Below are 17111 nucleotides of genomic sequence, written 5' to 3' on the forward strand. Positions count from 1 at the left end.
TTAAGGAGTGTGATCTCATGAACATCTTATGCTTTGGTGATTCTAATACCTGGGGATATAAGCCGGATAAAACCGGCCGATTTGACGAAAATACAAGATGGACTGCTCTTCTTCAAAAAAAGCTTGGTCCAGAATATCATATTATAGAAGAGGGACTTTGCGGAAGAACTACCGTCTTTCATGATGAACTCCGTGAAGGCCGCCGCGGATTGGATATGATCGGTGTTACTGTAGAGATGCATGATCCTCTTGATCTTGTGATCATCATGCTCGGAACCAATGACTGCAAAACCCGCTATGGTGCTTCTGCCAGTGTAATCGCAAAGGGCCTTGATCAGGTGATCCGTAAAGCACGGCTCAATGCATCTCAGCATTTTGACTTGCTTATTATCTCTCCGATCCATCTTGGTCATGGTGTGGGAGAACCGGATTTTGATCCGGAATTTGATGAAAAATCTGAAGCAGTTTCCAGAAATCTCGCAGATGAATACCGCAAAGCTGCACTTCAGAATCATGCCGCTTTCCTGAATGCTGCTGATTTCGCTTCTCCAAGTATAACCGACCGTGAACATATGGATGAAAAAGGACATGCCGCACTGGCTGATGCGGTTTGCGATAAGATCATCGCACTTGGGAAAGGGCTTGCCAATGTAATCTGATTCTTTTCGCCTGTTCACGATAACTTCCAGACAAAAACTCTCCGACTCTGACGGTTGCCCTAGGGCAGTCGGTCAAGTCGGAGAGTTTTTCGTAAGTGTTATCTATGAATAAGTATAAAAAAGAATCAGTCCTGTTTTACGTTGAATGCTTTCATTCCCGGATATACTGCACTTGCGCCAAGTTCTTCTTCAATGCGGAGAAGCTGATTGTATTTTGCAACACGCTCAGAACGGCTCGGTGCACCGGTCTTAATCTGGCAGGTATTCAGAGCAACTGCAAGATCTGCAATTGTTGTATCTGCTGTTTCGCCGGAACGATGTGAGGAAATCGCTGTATATCCTGCTTTGTGAGCCATCTTGATCGCTTCCAGAGTTTCCGATACGGAACCGATCTGATTCAGTTTGATCAGAATCGCATTTCCTGCACCAAGTTCAATACCTTTGGCAAGTCTTTCTGTATTTGTTACGAACAGGTCATCACCAACAAGCTGTACCTTGTCACCAAGTCTTGCAGTAAGTTTCTGCCATCCTTCCCAGTCTTCTTCATCCAGACCATCCTCAATAGAAATAATCGGATATTTTTCGCAGAGCTTTGCCCAGTGCTCGATGAGTTCTTCTGCTGTATATTCTGTACCTGCTTTTGGAAGTTTATAGTAACCTTTGCCTTTTTCACTCTTCCACTCAGAAGACGCTGCGTCCATAGCAATTCTGAAGTCTTTTCCTGGCTCATATCCTGCTTTTTTGACAGCTTCCAGAATTGTTTCGATTGCTTCTTCATCAGACTTGAGGGCCGGTGCAAAACCACCTTCATCACCTACGGATGTTGCAAGTCCACGCTCTTTTAAAATAGAAGCAAGTGCATGAAATACTTCCGCACACCATCTTAAGCATTCTTTAAAAGAAGGTGCTCCAACCGGCATGATCATGAATTCCTGCACATCCAGTCCAGAAGACAGTGCATGGCATCCGCCATTTACAATGTTCATCATCGGTACCGGAAGACGGTTTCCGGATACACCACCCAGAAAACGATACAGCGGAATCTCAAGTGCTATAGCTGCTGCTCTGCAGCAGGCAATGGATACGGCAAGAATTGCATTTGCACCAAGCTTTGATTTATCTTTTGTTCCGTCTGCTGCAATCATAGCCGCGTCTACTGCATAGATATCACTTGCATCCAGACCTTCAATTGCATCATTGATCGTTGTATTAATGTTTTCAACAGCTTTCTGCACACCTTTTCCGAGGTAACGTGCTTTATCTCCATCTCTGAGTTCCAGTGCTTCGAACTCACCTGTGGATGCTCCACTCGGTGCAGTTCCTCTTCCTACCGTTCCATCCAGCAGATACACTTCTGCTTCTACTGTCGGATTTCCTCTGGAGTCCAGAATTTCTCTTCCTACTACTTTTTCAATCTCAAGGTACATGACTGATTCCCCTTTCTACTACTCATCAGAGGGAATCTCCGGTATCCCGGCCGGAGTCCGTCTGATTTATTCACGCAAGAGTTTTCTTTATCTAACTCTGTAGTTAGTATAAACTAATTCATTCAGTCATGCAAGATTTTTTACTCCTCTCTATTGAGAAGATAAATCGTTTATGTTACTGTTCACTCCGTTCACAGTAACCTGGTCAATATCCCTTCCAGCACCGAATGCGGGAATCTTTTCTTGTTTACCTGTTTTCTTTGTGTTTTGATAAAATCAGGATGACCACAAAGGTGAGCATCTCAGATGCCAGGAATGACAGCCAGACACCATTCATTCCCAGAAGCTTTGCGAGCACAATCGCACAGACTGCGATTGCAACAGCACCTCGAAGCAGTGATCCGATGATCGCCGGACGTGCATTTGCAGTTGCTGAAAAATATGCCACCAGCATGATATTTACTCCGGCAAACAGAAATCCAAGGAAGTATAAGCGCAGTCCTGTATGTGCATATTTCAGAAGAAGCAGATTATTTTCACTGTTAAAAGCCGCAACAAATGGATCTGTAAATATCCATACCAGAATAACCATCGCCACTTCTACTACGATCACACTGGTCAATGCCCAGCGAAGAAGTTTTTTTACCTGACCGTGCTCACCTTTTCCAAAGCTTTCACTGATCAATGGCTGTGTTCCCTGTGCCATTCCGTTCGTGATAGCCATTCCTACAAGTGACATATTTGCAACAACACCATAGGCTGCAACTCCGGTACTTCCGGTAAGCCCAAGAATCAGCATATTAAATATAAAGGTGATCACAGCCGAAGAAATTTCTCCTACAAAAGCCGACACACCAAGCTGACAGCATGAGATCAGATGACGCACAGACAGCTTTTTCCATCGGAAACCAACGCTACATTTTTTGCTCATATAATGCGTGGAACATATCAGCATGGTGACAACCGGGCAGAATGCCGTTGCAAGTGCAGCACCGGAAAATCCAAGCCCCATCGGAAAAATAAAAATATAGTCAAATACTACATTGAAGACACTTCCGGCAAGAGAACCAGCCATTACCTTGGAAGTTGCATTGTCATTTCTTGCAAATGCTGTGACGGTATAATTTGACATGAAAAGCGGTGCCACAATAAGGATGATACGCAGGTACGTCTTACCCAGTTCAACCAGTCTGGCATCTGCCCCAAGAAGTGCCAGACATTTATCCGGAGCAAAGATTCCTGCCAGCACAAACGGAATGCTGAACAGCACACTCCAGGCAATTGACTGTGTAAAGTAGTGGTCTGCCGCCTCTCCTTTGGCTTTGCTGATTCCATATCTCGTTGCCGATCCAATCCCGATCATTGCTCCGATCGCATAGATCAGACCGAATACCGGAAGAATCAGATTGAGAGCTGCCAGTCCATCTGCTCCCGAAGCATATGCTATAAAAAAAGTGTCCGCAAGAATATAAACTGAAAGTCCAATCATTCCTGCAACACTCTGCAATACATATTTTGAAAATCTTTTTAACATTATCTTCTCCTCATTTCACAGATTATCTTCTGCATTATAGTAAAAAGTTCCGTAACTGTTCAGTACCCTCACAGTTACGAGTCAAAATGCATTCCAAATCACCTTCGGTGATGGCATTTTGCCTTATATGTCTCGGGATTTTGGCAAAAAATGTGCCAAAACGCCTCGCGGGATACTACCTTCTGAATAGTCATAAAGTTCCTCAAAAGACAATAGCCCTTTGAAGAACTTTCTATAATTGTTTCATATATCTACCGTTTCCTGCCAAGCTCCCAGAATGCCACGGCACTCGCCGCTGCCACATTCAGTGAATCTACTCCATGCGACATCGGAATCATCACCGTATAGTCACAGTCTGCTATGGTTGTGGATGCCAGTCCGTCACCTTCTGTACCGAGAATTACTGCAAGTTTCTCTTCCGCCAGCAGCTTTGGATCATCAATACTACAGGAATCCTCACGCAGTGCCATTGCCACAGTTTTAAATCCCATATCCTGAATGACCTTCATGCTCTCCTGTGGCCAGGATGTTTTTTTGTCAAAATATGTCCATGGGATCTGAAATACGGTTCCCATGCTCACCCGGGCTGCTCTTCGATAAAGTGGATCGCTGCATCCGTTTGTCAGAAGAACAGCATCCATATGGAGAGCCGCTGCGCTTCGGAAAATTGCCCCGATATTTGTCGGATTCACGACATTTTCCAGAATTGCAATGCGGCTGGTGTTTCTGCATATCTCTTCTACAGATGGAAGCTGACGGCGTTTCATTGCACAGAGCATGCCTCTTGCCAGTGCATAACCTGTCATTCCTACAAGTACTTCATATTCTGCTGTATATACCGGGATTTCCGGATAACGTTCCAGGATATACTTTGCCTCACCCTCCAGGTCTTTATGCTCAACAAGGAAGGAAATCGGTTCATAGTCTGCATTTAATGCACGTTCGATCACCTTCGGACTTTCTGCAATAAAAATACCTGGATCTGGTTCGTAATATCTGAGAAGCTGCACCTCCGATGTCCGTGCATATATATCTAATTCCGGTGCGGTAATGTCGTTGATTTCGATTATATTGTTCACTGTGTTCTCCTGTTTATTATCAAATGTAATTGTTCAGTTGATAAGCTGTACACCTTTCTTTGGTGTTTCAGCTTTCGTCTCACTTATTTTATCTTACCACAAAGCCGTACCGGAATCTATTCTATCATTTTTTATTTTCCCGCACTCCAGATCAGATGACTCTTTGCTGCCAGTTCCTCCGCTTTCTTCCGGGCTTCCTGCGGATCATCCTGATAATCCCAGAGTTTACATGCTTCTTTTATATTTTCCGGATCCACATAGTAGACATTTTCAATTCCTGACGGAAACGAAGTTTCATCTGTAACTGCATCATCACTTCGGTCATGTGCTTCCTGAAAAGCCTGAAGCGACCAGAGTTCGTTTTCTGTATCAGAATCTGACGGATACTGTCTGCGTGTCCACATTGTTTCAGACATCATATAGAACATATTTTTCTGATCCACAGACAGAATCGATTTCAGCCTTCCCAACGGACTGACTGTAGAATATACTTTGCCGTCTTTGACTGATATATTTGCTTCATCCCAGGAGATATAATTCTCCTTGTCATAGTACCAGTAATGTCCGATTCCTCCTGCTGCCGCCACGAGAGCAACTGCCAGAATAACAGAGAGTATTCTTTTTTTGCGAATCCTGCGTCGGATTTTTTTGAGTGGCTCTGCCTCTGTTTTATTTATCTGTGCGGAATTACCGTCTTTTCTGCCTGCACTCAGACAATTTTCTCTCATCATTTCTTCCTGCATTTTCCGGCAGGCCGGACACTCTTTCAGATGTTCTTCTACAAGCTTCCTGCTGTCTTCGCTCACCATGTCATCGACATAAAGTGGAAGCAGATCTTCAATAATATTACAAGTAATCTTCATGGTTTAATTCCTCCCTGATCTTTTTACAAGCTCTGTGATACGTAACCCTTGCCCAGCTTTCACTCTTACCAAACAGCGAGGATATGGTGGCAAATGACAGTTCTCCGAACACACGGAGAGAAAAAACTTCTTTATATGGTTCTGAAAGTCTGTGCAGTACTTTGTGAACCTGAAATGCAGTATCTTTATCCGAAAAGTTCTGAAGCAGATCCTTCGAAAAAGTATCCTCTGTTTCTTCCTGAAGTTCCGGTGCATACTTTTTATTCTTCTTCAGATAGTCATAATATGTGTTCCTGGATATCTGACAAAGCCATACTCGCAGGTCACAGTCGCCTCTGAAATCGTCGACTTTTTTCAGAGCTTTAAAGAATGTTTCCTGCGTGAGTTCCTCCGCAATATGTGTATTATGCGAAAGTGAAAGCAGATAGCGGTATACGATGGTAAAATACTGTTCGTATACTTCCTGAATATTCAGCATTGGTGTTTTCCTCCTTCACATATATGACGATGTATGTATCAAAAACGTTACAAAAAAACAGAGTGACATCTGAATTTTACTTACAGCTGCCACTCTATGTGTATACCACGCTAAAACATTTTCGTCAATCAGTGTTCCAGCAGAAATTTTACCATCCGTTCATTTGCCCTTTTGCTTTCCGGCATTTCCGGAAAAGTGGTACTGAACGCATGTGGAAGTTTTTTGCCTGTATCAAAGTCCTCAAGATGACATATCACACCGCACCGTTTCATTGCTTCTGCATATTGTCTGCTGTAATTTCGCAGCATATCACCATACGCTGTAACCAGAAAGGCGGGCGGCAGATGCCGGAGGATCGCTTCATTTTCGGGATTGATATATGGATAAAATGAACTCTTTTTCCACTGCTTTCCATAAACATAAGATGGAAGAAAAAGTCCTATGCTGTCTGGTTTTGTTGTGTAATACATTCCACTTACCAGCCCCATGGCACGAATCTTAAGTTCTGCCGGAATCACATGAAACGCTTCTGCCAGTTCCAGACTCTCAAGCATCGCAGCCAGATATATGCACAGACTTGCCCCTGCACTCGTCCCCGTCATATAGATACGTGTTCTGTCACCATCATAGCTTTCAATAGACGACCATGTATTCCCCATTCCTGTCATCAGATCCTTAAGTATCTGCGGAAACAGCGTCTCTGGTGCAAGCGGATACTCCAGAGAAAATACCAGGAAGCCTTTTCGGCTCATCTCTGCACAAAACAGATGTCCCTCTTCTTTTTTGCCAAGAAGGAAACCTCCTCCATGCAGATTGAACATGACTGGAAGTTTTCCTTTATAACTTTTTGGACGATAAATATCCATAAAATGACAGGGCTTTCCATCTCCCATATAATCAACTTCCTGAATCAGTTCTATATCCTCCGGAAATGGATACTGAGCCTCATGTTTTTCCAGGAACTTATCGAGAAGCTTTGCTTTTTTTGCTGTTTGCTGTGCAACCATTTTTTCAAACATAGTCTCAACCCGGCTTTTTTATTTCTTTAGATTCTTTGGTCCAAATCCAAGAGGAAGCAGTTCTTTCAGTGTGAATATCTCATACTGTTCTTCACTCGTTGCCAGAATAATCTGGAATTCTTCAGGATCACAGAATTCCATCATAACCTGCCGACAGACACCACATGGTGCCGCATACTCTTCCAGCTTCTTGTTCATACCTCCGACTATACAGATTGCATCGAATTCCAACACCCCTTCACTGACTGCTTTGAAAAATGCGGTTCTCTCTGCACAGTTGCTCGGTGTATATCCCGCATTCTCGATATTACAGCCACCATATACCATGCCATTCTTTGCCAGCAATGCTGCTCCTACATGAAAGTGAGAATACGGAGCATACGAATGATCCATCATCCGGATTGCTTCTCTGATCAGTTCCTGAATCTGTCCCTGTTCCAGTTTCTTCATTACCTTACTCAACTCTCTTTTATATGCATATCTGTTTTCTGATTCCTTAATCGTAACTGTTCAGTACCCTCACTGTTACGAGTCAAAATGCATTCCAAATCACCTTCGGTGATGGCATTTTGCCTTGTATGTCTCGGGATTTTGGCAAAAAACATACCAAAACACCTCGCGGGATACTGCTTTCTGAATAGTTACCTTTAATCAACATTAACTCTGCCTGTATTATGCCAGTTCCAGTGCAATCTCCATCATCTTGCCAAAACCAAGCTGACGTTCTTCGGCATCTAAAGCTTCTCCTGTGTACACATGATCTGAAATTGTCAGCATGCATAATGCTTTCTTTCCTGCTTTTGCAGCATTCATATACAGCCCTGCTGCTTCCATTTCTACTGCCAGTACGCCCATATTTTTCCATAGATCATTTGCATTACTCATTGTATTATAAAATACATCCGTAGACAGAACATTCCCTACGATTACATTCGTTCCCTGACGTTTTGCAGTCTCAACAGCTCTGCTCAGCAATCCGTAATCTGCGATCGGTGCGAAAGTTCCCGGCAGTCCGTATTGGTAAGCAAAATTTGAATCCGTGCAGGCGCCCATAGCGATCACCACATCCATCAGTTTAATATTATCCTGAAAACCTCCTGCTGAACCAATTCGGATAATCTGATCTACATCATAAAAATTAAACAGCTCATAGGAATAGATTCCAATAGACGGCATGCCCATGCCGGCGCCCATAACAGAAACCTCTTTTCCTTTGTAGGTTCCTGTATAACCAAACATATTTCTGACGGCATTCACCTGTCTTGGATCTTCCAGATAGGTCTCCGCAATATATTTTGCACGGAGTGGATCTCCCGGCATTAATACCGTTTTTGCAAAGTCTCCTGCTTTTGCATTATTATGTGGTGTTGGAATATTTAACATTTTGCTCCTCCTTTATTCTCATATAATGTTTGCTGTATCAGTTCTGTATGCTCATCTATTATCTCCGCCATCGTTGAAAACAGAATCCTCATATCAACCGGCTTGGCAATATGTGCATTCATTCCTGCCTCAAAAGCCTTCTGACGATCCTCCTCAAAGGCATTCGCCGTCATGGCAATAACAGGGATCTGCCCCCTTGGACCGTCAAGTTTACGGATCACCTGGGTTGCGTTGTATCCATCCATATTCGGCATTTGAATATCCATAAGGATAAGATCGTAATAGCCCTCCGGCTTCCTCTGAAGAAGTTTAACACATTCCACCCCGTCTTCCACACGTTCTGCTTCCACGCCATTTTCACGAAGAAGTTCCATGGCAATTTCTGCATTCAGTTCATTATCCTCTGCCAGCAGCACTCTCCTTCCTTTCAGTTTGTGAAGTATCTGCTGCTTTTTATCCTTTGGTTCTTCCGGAATCTGTTCCTTTGGTACTGCCTGAAAGGACAGAGTGATCGTTGTTTTGGTTCCCCTGCCACTCTCACTTTCAACCTTGATCGTACCTCCCATCAGATCCACCAGCGACTTTACAATGGAGAGTCCAAGGCCTGTTCCAACTACCTTACTCTCTGTGCTTGTTCTTTCCCTGGTGAATTCTTCAAAGATGTGTGGAAGGTATTCCTCACTCATTCCAATGCCGGTATCAGCGATCACTATTTTGAAAAATGTGTGTCCCTCCTCGGAATGATGAACTTCTGATATATCTACTGTGATATTACCTCCCTCTGGTGTATATTTGATGGAGTTATTCACAATATTAAGCAGGATTTCCCTGACCTTTGTCCTGTCACAGAACACATATGGATGCTCTGCTTTCAGTGTGCATATATATTGAAGATGTTTTTTCTGAATCTCCGGTTCAAAAACTGTCTGCAGCGATTCTGCCAGTTCTTCAAAAGATTCCACTTCCATCTTAAGTTCTGCCTCTCCACTTTCAATCCGTGCCATTTCCAGGACATAATTGATCAGTGAAAGCAGAAAAGAACTGGAATCCTTGATTCTGTCTGTGTATTTGAGAGCCTTCTCTCTGTCATCTATATGTTTCTCCAGAAGTTCCGAAAAACCTATGATCGCATTCATTGGAGTACGAATGTCATGACTCATATTAAAGAGAAATCTGGATTTTGCTTCGCTTGCCTTTCGTGCTTCTTCAACAGCTCTCTCCAGTTTCTCTTCATGGACACGCTCCTTGTTACGCCGCAGTACAATCTGCAGATAACCTTCCGCCAGCAATGCCGCAATTGCCAGAGAAACCAGTATCATAAATCCTTTCTGAAGCCAGGTGATCCATCCATTCACCGGATCAATTTCAAAATACCAGGTATCATTCGGTACTTTACAGGCAACCTCCAGTGTATCTTTCTCTTTCGGTTTTTCGCACTGTGCGAGTACTACTTTCTTATCTGTATCCAGTACTTTTTTCCAGATCTGATAACTGTAGCCTGCATCCTCCAGTTTACTCAGTTCTGTCTGGGCGATAAATTTATCCCAGTCAATTACCAGAATAGAAAATCCCCAGAACTGTTCTTCTCCAGAACTGTCTTCTATATAGATTGGATCAAACAGAAGTGCGCCTACTCCTCCCTGTACCAGTTCATAGGGACCGGCAAGCGTATATTCTCCACTGTCCTTTGCCAGGTTCGCAGCCGCCTTTCGTTCAGGATCTTTAAGCATATCAAGTCCGATTGCTTCTTTATTTTCCTCAAAAGGATATACCTGTGAAATACATCCGTCCTTCGCAAGTTCATGTGCGGATATCACTTGATTCTCATCCTGCATCAGCCGCGATAATTCCGAAAATTCCGTATCCGTGATCTCTGTTCGTTCCTCGATCAGTTTTTCCATAAGCTCCGACTCCGTCAGATACTTATTCAGCTGTGCTTCCACCTTGCTGACTGTCGTCTCCGCGGCATAGGCTGCCTTGAGTTTTTCCCTTTTTTCCTGATCTTTATTTACAAGAAAAATGCAGCCCATTGCAATAAAAAAGGCAGTACAGAAAACCAGGAAAGTGCGAATTTTTATAACTTTTGTATCCATAGTTGTATTCATATTTTTTCTCATCTTTTCATGAAGTCTTCCGAAGCATCATTCCAAGTTTCCGGGCATCTATTGGTTTCGGAATATATCCGTCCATGCCCGCATCCAGACATTTACGGGCATTTTCTTCGGAAACCTGGGCTGTTATCGCAAGAATCAGAACGCTTCCGGCATCCTCACGTTTCAGTTTACGGATATGTTTTGCTGCTGTTATTCCATCCATGACCGGCATCATAACATCCATAAGAATCGCATCATATCTGCCCGGCTCTGATCCGGCAAATTTCTCCACCGCTTCCTTACCATTCCATGCCTTATCCACCTCTGTCCCAAGCTCAGTCAGATAAAACTCCGCAATCTCCATATTGATCTCATTGTCCTCTGCCAGCAGAATCTTCATTCCTCTGAGCATTCTTTCCTGCGGATGCTCCTGTGGTTCCATTTCATCCTGCTGATGAATATTCTGATCAATCTTAAACGGTATACGGAAGATAAAGGCGGTTCCCTTTCCCAGCTCACTTTCTACCTCGATCGTACCTCCCATCAGGTCAATAAGTGCCTTTACAATAGACATGCCAAGTCCGGTTCCCCGGTACTTCGTTCTGGCATCATTTGTTTCCTGCGTGAACGGTTTGAACAGTTCATTCTCTATGAACTCTCTGCTCATTCCTGTTCCAGAATCCACAATTTTAAATTCCAAAAGAGCAATCTCTCCATCATCCGAAAGTTCCTGTACATAAGTGTCGATCGTTCCGTTTTCTTTATTATACTTCACTGCATTGCTCAGAAGGTTGAGCATAATCCTTCGAAGCTGCAGAGATGTACCATAGAGCTTTGTGTGCCTTATCGTTTCTTCGTGTCTCCTATATGCAATTCCGGTCTGAGTAAGCTGTGCCGCCATCAGTGCATCTACTTCATCCATCAGTTTCTCAAGGTCAAAAGCTTCCTCCTTTGTGTCAAGCTTTCCTGCTTCCAGCTTGCTCATATCCAGCACATCATTTACAAGTTCCAGAAGATGGCTTGTCGAAAGCTGTATCTTATGGAGACTGTCATTTACTTTTTCCTCATCCTGACGGTTTTTGTAAATGATATCAAGCATCCCCATAATACCGTTGATCGGTGTGCGGATGTCATGACTCATACGGTTCATAAATTCCGTCTTGGCTCTGTTCTCGGAGTCTGCCTCCTCAATTGCTATTTTGAGACGTTCATTTTCTTTCTCTTCTTTCTCATGAAACTCCGACGTATTCTTAAACAGAATGATTCCATGAACAACAGTACTTTCTTTATCTGTCTTTGGATCATACACGATATCTCTGGACATCAGAACTGTTTTCTGAAGCCAGATCGACGGTTCATCCTTACCACTTTCACGATATTCAACCGTCACCTGCCTGGAGCCGGTTTCAAATCGTCTGAGCAGTTTCTGTGAAGAGTCCACAATCCTGTAGTTTTCTATTGTATCGTCTGTCACATAACTACACCTCTCACGACAATACTCCGTGTAAGAACAAGGTGTATGAACTTCGATTTTGATCTCCTCTGCGGTTGCGTCAAAGAAAACTTTCTCCAGCCGGTCGTTTGTCAGATCCACCGTATAAACTGCATGGGCAGTCTGCAGAAGTGCTTCCGCATAATTGCCGTTTTCCACAATAGACTGACGGAGTTGTTCATAATAACGCGTCAGACTCTGCTGTTCATTAGCTGTATTCTCATCCGAATTCTGAAAAGCTTCAAACCCAAGCACAAAGTGATGCAACCTTCCATCCTCTGTTCCGTCAAGATACAGCACCGTTATTCTGCCGCGGTGAACCCCTTCATTATCCTCATAGTGATATGGAATTTCAAGTTTTCCTGCTGTTTCTGTAAGATGCTTTTGCAGATATTCAATCTGAAGCAGCTTTCTGAGATTTTTTCTGGTTTCTGCATCAGAAAGCTTCTGAATCACCTGCTCCACAGCACCGGAATAGCTTCCATCGTCTGCCAGAAAGAATTTTGAACCGGTTCTCAGCACATAATATTTGTCCAGAAATGCATCACAATACATACAGCTTGAGAATTCATACCCTTCTTCCGTAATCTTTGCGAGAATACGACGATCCATTCTCTGCTTCTGGGCCGCTTCTTCCATCCGCGCCTGGTTCTTATCGATATACATATTTTTGTCTGCAAAACGAAATAGATCTTTCATCGTGCAGCCGTCAAAATCACTCGACAACGCATAACCTGCCGCATAGCTGATCGGCAGCTGCGGATTCTTTCGAGAGTAATCCGCTACATGATCTCTTATCCTTTGGAGGCATTCCCGGACTCCGCTATGATCCATTCCTTTAAGTACAACAAGGAATTCATCTCCTCCGTCACGCCCTGTAAAAAACTCCTTTGGAACTGCTTCCCGAAGCAGTTCCGCAAACAGGCGAATATATTCATCGCCCCTGTCGTGTCCCATATCATTGTTGATGATTCTCAGATTATTCAGGTCAAACACACAGAGTGCAACCAGTTCTTCCTCTCCGATCATTCCCGGAACATTAAGGATCTCTTCACACTTATTCTTATTCGGAAGTCCTGTTGCCTCGTCCAGATATACCTTTTTCTGAAGGATTTTGTTCTGTGCCGCAAAGCGGAATGCTCTGATCAGTTCTGTGCCAATGATCAGAATAAGACCCAGAATATCCACGAAAACTACTTTTTCCAGATAGTCCAGGGCAGTTGCCTTCTTTTGTGAATAAACCTCTGCATCCCCTACTGCCTCATCACAGATCTGGAAAAACTGATCGCTCTTCTGAATAATCTCTGTATTTTCGTATCCCTTCTCCCTTACCAGAAGAAGTTCACTTCTCACTTCCTCAAAATAACATGCAAGCTCATCCATTTTATTCTGGAAGTTCTTATCTTCCAGACATATAAGATTCAGTTCCTCACTGCCATACCTCAGGCCCTCGATGTAGTCTGAGATTTCTCTGTATTTCTCATCCTGCGGTTCCTGAGAAATTTCCAGCTTGACCATGAGCTGCGTGCCGCCTCGCACCAGTCCTGCATAATTGATAACACGGGCTGTTCCCTGGATCTTACTGACCAGGGAGATAATGATAAAAAATAATACGATCAGTATCGTTGTAAGAACCATCATAGCCGCCCGTAAAAAGTATGTCTGTTTTTTTTCTGTGCTCTTCATCAGATGCCCGTCCTGTTGTTTATAAAAAATTTCAGTCTTTTAATCGCTACATCCATTGTAGCTGATTCCTTATCTTTTGGCAACAAAAATGGAATCTGAGTTTCCTCGGATTCCATGCGATGTTAGATTTTACACAATTCCAAATATGTGAATTTTATATAAATTTCATTCTGTTCTAATAGGTTTTCGTTGCTTTTTGCACAATGTCATTTTATAATAAAAGCTATAAAACAGCTTATAAATCTTTATCAGGAGGGTGAATTTTATGAATGAAGAACTTTTTAATGAAGCCGCCAGATCAAATGTTTTATCCAAAAAGCTGATCGATCAGCTTCAGGAAAGCATGACCTACAGCAGTATTTCCTTTATTAACTGGACGATCGAGGTCCTTACCCTGATCAAGAACCGCCTGGAACGCGGAGACAGAATTTCTGACGAAGTCAGCGGAGAAGTTTATACGATTCACTCCTTCCAGAAATTTGTCAAAGCAAATTTCTCTTCCTATATAACCAGTCAGGTATTTAAAGAGATAAGCAATCCGGAAAAGATCTACTACACTCTTACCCCATGTGAGGACGGCTACAGTCTTCTTATGGCAGATTCCGATGACAATAAGACTTACGCCTGGATTTCCAGCATCAGCAAGAGATTTTCCCTCGTACAGATGATAGCTACCGGTATTGTCTATATCAAGGACACCCGTACCGATACCTATCAGCCGTTTATCTCCGGCAACGGTAAATACTGCCGCTACGATAAAGAAAGAGGAATCATCGTCGAGATCTGATCATCTCCCGAGAATTCTTCCGATCCCATAGGACGCCAGAAATACTGCAATATCAACAGCCACGATCGTTGATCCGACCGGAGTTCCTGCCAGGATGGAAATCAGGATTCCACCTGCTGCACTGAACACAGACATCACTGCTGCACTGATCGTTACCGAACGGAAGGATTTAAACAATCTCATAGCAGAAAGTGCCGGGAAGATCACCAATGCGGATATCAGAAGCGACCCTACCAGGTTCATTGCCAGAACAATGATCACCGCAATCACAACTGCGATCAGAAGATTATAGGCATTTGCCCTGGTTCCGGCCGCTTTTGCAAAGTTTTCATCAAAGGTCACGGCAAAAATCTTATTATAAAACAGAATAAAGACCGCTACAACCACGACAGAAAGAATCGCACACAGCCAGACCTCGCCCTCGGTCAATGTCAGAATGGATGTAGAACCAAACAGAGTGCTACACACGTCCCCCGAGATATTCGGACTGGTGGAAAACAAATTCATCAGAAGATAACCGATTGCCAGTGCACCGACAGAGATCATGGCAATTGCCGCATCTCCCTTGATTCTCGTATTCTGCCCTGCCCGAAGAAGGAAGATCGCACAGATTACCGTTACCGGAAGAATGAATAACATATTGTTGGTGACATTCAGTACGGATGCGATCGCCATGGCTCCGAAAGCCACATGGGAAAGACCGTCCCCGATAAACGAAAATCTCTTCAATACCAGTGTCACGCCCAAAAGAGAGGAGCACAGTGCTATCAGCACACCAACAATCAGTGCATATCGCACAAATGGATACTGAAAGTACATCTGAAGTGTCTCAAACATTTTACTCTTCCTCCTCTTCCTGTCCGGTAAAAGCTTTACCCAGACTGCTTTCAAGATATTGCTTCCTGGTTCCGAAGAAGCAGTTTTCTCCGATATGCAGGATATGTGTCGCATATTTTATCGCTGCTGCAATATCATGTGAAATCATGATAATCGTGATTCCGTCTTTTTTGTTCAAATCTCTGATAAGCTGATACATCTCTGCAGTTACTCTTGGATCCAGACCGGATACCGGCTCATCGAGAAGAAGAATTTTCTGTGCCGCACAAAGTGCTCTTGCAAGAAGTACTCTCTGCTGCTGTCCACCAGAAAGTTCCCGGTAACAGTGATCAGCAAGATCCTGGATCATCATTTTTTCCATTGCCTTCCTTGCAATACGTTTTTCTTCTTTGTTGTAGAATGGTCGAAACCCGCATCGGCTCTGGCATCCGGACAGAACAATCTCTTTCACTGATGCCGGGAAATCTCTCTGTACCAGCGTCTGCTGGGGAAGATATCCAATTTCATTTTTCTTTAGCCCATCTCCCAGCTCAATCGTACCGCTGATTGGCGACTGTAGATGAAGCAGTGTCTTCATTAATGTTGATTTACCAGATCCGTTTTCTCCCACAATGCAGAGATAATCTCCTGCACTGATGGAAAAATTAAGATCTTCCTGAATCGCCCGGTTATCATATCCCAGGGTAAGGTTTCTGCATGTGATCTGTGCCATTATTGTCCCTCCTGTCATGGACAGTTGTAAATTTATCAGTTCAGTGCTTCCTTTAATACTTTCAGATTCTCCTTCATCACAGAAAGATATGTCGTACCATCAGCAATCTCCTGTGCCGTGATCGACTGCATGGAATTCAGCACCAGAATATTCTGATCTTTTGTCTTCGTGTTTTCTATTACTGTCTGTGCGATCCTGTCATCAGATTTTTCAATTGTAAATACACTGTTCAATCCAAGTTCATCGATCTTCCTGGCTAGAAAGGTAATCGTCTTAAAGCTTGCCTCTGATTCTGCCGAACAGCCGGAAAAAGCGGCATAGTAATTAAGTCCATAATCGTCTGTCAGATAACGAAATGGAAAACGGTCCGCAAACAGAAGTGTGTTTTGTTTCGCATTTTCCACCGTATTTTGATATTCTGCATCCAGATTGGCAAGTTTTTTCTGATAAGCCTCTGCGTTAGACTGATAGATATCTTTATTTTCCGGATCCATTTCTGTAAGAGTTTCCGCAATCGCATCACAGACTGTGGATGCGTTGCGAAGAGAAGTCCAGACATGTTCATCATATTCCTTCTCATCTTCATGCTCATGTCCGTGCTCGTTCTCCTGCATACCCTCAACAGTTTCCTCTTCCTTTATGGAATCCGCGAGGACTTCCATCAGGTTGATCGTCTTCATATTTTTATTCTGTGCAGACTTCAGTGCATCTTCGATCCATTCATCTGACTCACCGCCCACATAGATCAGAAGATCACAGCCGGACACCTTCATGATATCCTTTACCGCCGGCTGAAAGCTGTGAAGATCTGTCCCATTATCCAGAAGCATCGTAAGCTCTACATCTGCTTCCCGTTCTCCAAGAACTGCCCGTGTCCAGTCATATTCCGGAAAGATTGTTGTTACAATCTTTAATTTTTTATCCGACGTGTCCCTTACACCGGCCTCTGCTGTGTGCAGTCCCGCAAAAGGAATACTGAGGCTTACCACCCCCATAAAAACTGCCAGCATACCTGCGATCCATTTTTTCATTCTGTCTTCTCACTTCCTTCTATAATTATGT

The 17111-nt window shown here is 43.5% G+C and carries 15 protein-coding genes; 2 read left to right on the plus strand and 13 right to left on the minus strand.

The window, feature by feature from the left end; genetic code table 11:
* Positions 1-17: 17 nt before the first annotated feature.
* Positions 18-659, plus strand: a complete 642-nt coding sequence (locus GT674_RS08715; protein WP_161285317.1) for a GDSL-type esterase/lipase family protein — start codon at positions 18-20, stop codon at positions 657-659.
* A 125-nt stretch (positions 660-784) separates the two neighbouring features.
* Here the strand turns inward: GT674_RS08715 and eno are convergent, their stop codons facing one another.
* The 10 genes from eno to GT674_RS08765 form a co-directional block, all read right to left on the minus strand.
* Positions 785-2086, minus strand: coding sequence for a phosphopyruvate hydratase (gene eno / locus GT674_RS08720; protein WP_161285318.1), 1302 nt, complete (start codon positions 2084-2086; stop codon positions 785-787).
* 247 nt (positions 2087-2333) lie between these two features.
* Positions 2334-3620, minus strand: a complete 1287-nt coding sequence (locus tag GT674_RS08725) for an MATE family efflux transporter (RefSeq protein ID WP_161285319.1) — start codon at positions 3618-3620, stop codon at positions 2334-2336.
* A 251-nt stretch (positions 3621-3871) separates the two neighbouring features.
* Positions 3872-4699, minus strand: a complete 828-nt coding sequence (locus GT674_RS08730) for a TrmH family RNA methyltransferase (RefSeq protein ID WP_161285320.1) — start codon at positions 4697-4699, stop codon at positions 3872-3874.
* 131 nt (positions 4700-4830) lie between these two features.
* Positions 4831-5562 (minus strand): zf-HC2 domain-containing protein, encoded by a 732-nt coding sequence (locus GT674_RS08735; protein WP_161285321.1) that lies wholly within the window; start codon positions 5560-5562, stop codon positions 4831-4833.
* Positions 5546-6040 carry an RNA polymerase sigma factor gene (locus GT674_RS08740; RefSeq protein WP_161285322.1) on the minus strand — a complete coding sequence of 165 codons (495 nt, stop codon included), beginning with the start codon at positions 6038-6040 and terminating at the stop codon, positions 5546-5548. Before GT674_RS08740 ends, GT674_RS08735 begins: the two co-directional genes overlap by 17 nt.
* Before the next feature lie 128 nt (positions 6041-6168).
* Positions 6169-7059 carry an alpha/beta hydrolase gene (locus GT674_RS08745; RefSeq protein WP_161285323.1) on the minus strand — a complete coding sequence of 297 codons (891 nt, stop codon included), beginning with the start codon at positions 7057-7059 and terminating at the stop codon, positions 6169-6171.
* Positions 7060-7077: 18 nt separating this feature from the next.
* Positions 7078-7560 (minus strand): cytidine deaminase, encoded by a 483-nt coding sequence (locus GT674_RS08750; RefSeq protein ID WP_302025247.1) that lies wholly within the window; start codon positions 7558-7560, stop codon positions 7078-7080.
* Between the two features lie 171 nt (positions 7561-7731).
* Positions 7732-8442 carry a purine-nucleoside phosphorylase gene (gene deoD / locus GT674_RS08755; protein ID WP_161285325.1) on the minus strand — a complete coding sequence of 237 codons (711 nt, stop codon included), beginning with the start codon at positions 8440-8442 and terminating at the stop codon, positions 7732-7734.
* Complete coding sequence (locus tag GT674_RS08760) at positions 8436-10547, minus strand: ATP-binding protein (RefSeq protein ID WP_161285326.1); 2112 nt, start codon at positions 10545-10547, stop codon at positions 8436-8438. Before GT674_RS08760 ends, deoD begins: the two co-directional genes overlap by 7 nt.
* Positions 10548-10563: 16 nt before the next feature.
* Positions 10564-13713, minus strand: a complete 3150-nt coding sequence (locus GT674_RS08765) for an ATP-binding protein (protein WP_161285327.1) — start codon at positions 13711-13713, stop codon at positions 10564-10566.
* Positions 13714-13978: 265 nt separating this feature from the next.
* On the opposite strand from GT674_RS08765, the gene GT674_RS08770 reads away from it, so the two are divergent.
* A complete protein-coding gene (locus tag GT674_RS08770) occupies positions 13979-14500 on the plus strand; it encodes a hypothetical protein (RefSeq protein WP_161285328.1) in 522 nt (173 codons plus the stop codon).
* Here GT674_RS08770 and GT674_RS08775 read toward each other — a convergent pair whose 3' ends face one another.
* From GT674_RS08775 to GT674_RS08785, 3 genes are read right to left on the minus strand one after another with little or no spacing between them, the layout of a single operon-like run.
* On the minus strand, positions 14501-15337 hold the full coding sequence (locus tag GT674_RS08775) for a metal ABC transporter permease (protein ID WP_161285329.1): 837 nt from the start codon (positions 15335-15337) through the stop codon (positions 14501-14503).
* Position 15338: 1 nt separating this feature from the next.
* Positions 15339-16049, minus strand: a complete 711-nt coding sequence (locus GT674_RS08780; protein ID WP_161285330.1) for a metal ABC transporter ATP-binding protein — start codon at positions 16047-16049, stop codon at positions 15339-15341.
* 35 nt (positions 16050-16084) lie between these two features.
* On the minus strand, positions 16085-17080 hold the full coding sequence (locus GT674_RS08785) for a metal ABC transporter substrate-binding protein (protein ID WP_161285331.1): 996 nt from the start codon (positions 17078-17080) through the stop codon (positions 16085-16087).
* Positions 17081-17111: the final 31 nt, after the last annotated feature.

It is taken from the genome of Blautia sp. BIOML-A1, from assembly GCF_009883055.1.
GTDB lineage: Bacteria > Bacillota > Clostridia > Lachnospirales > Lachnospiraceae > Blautia_A.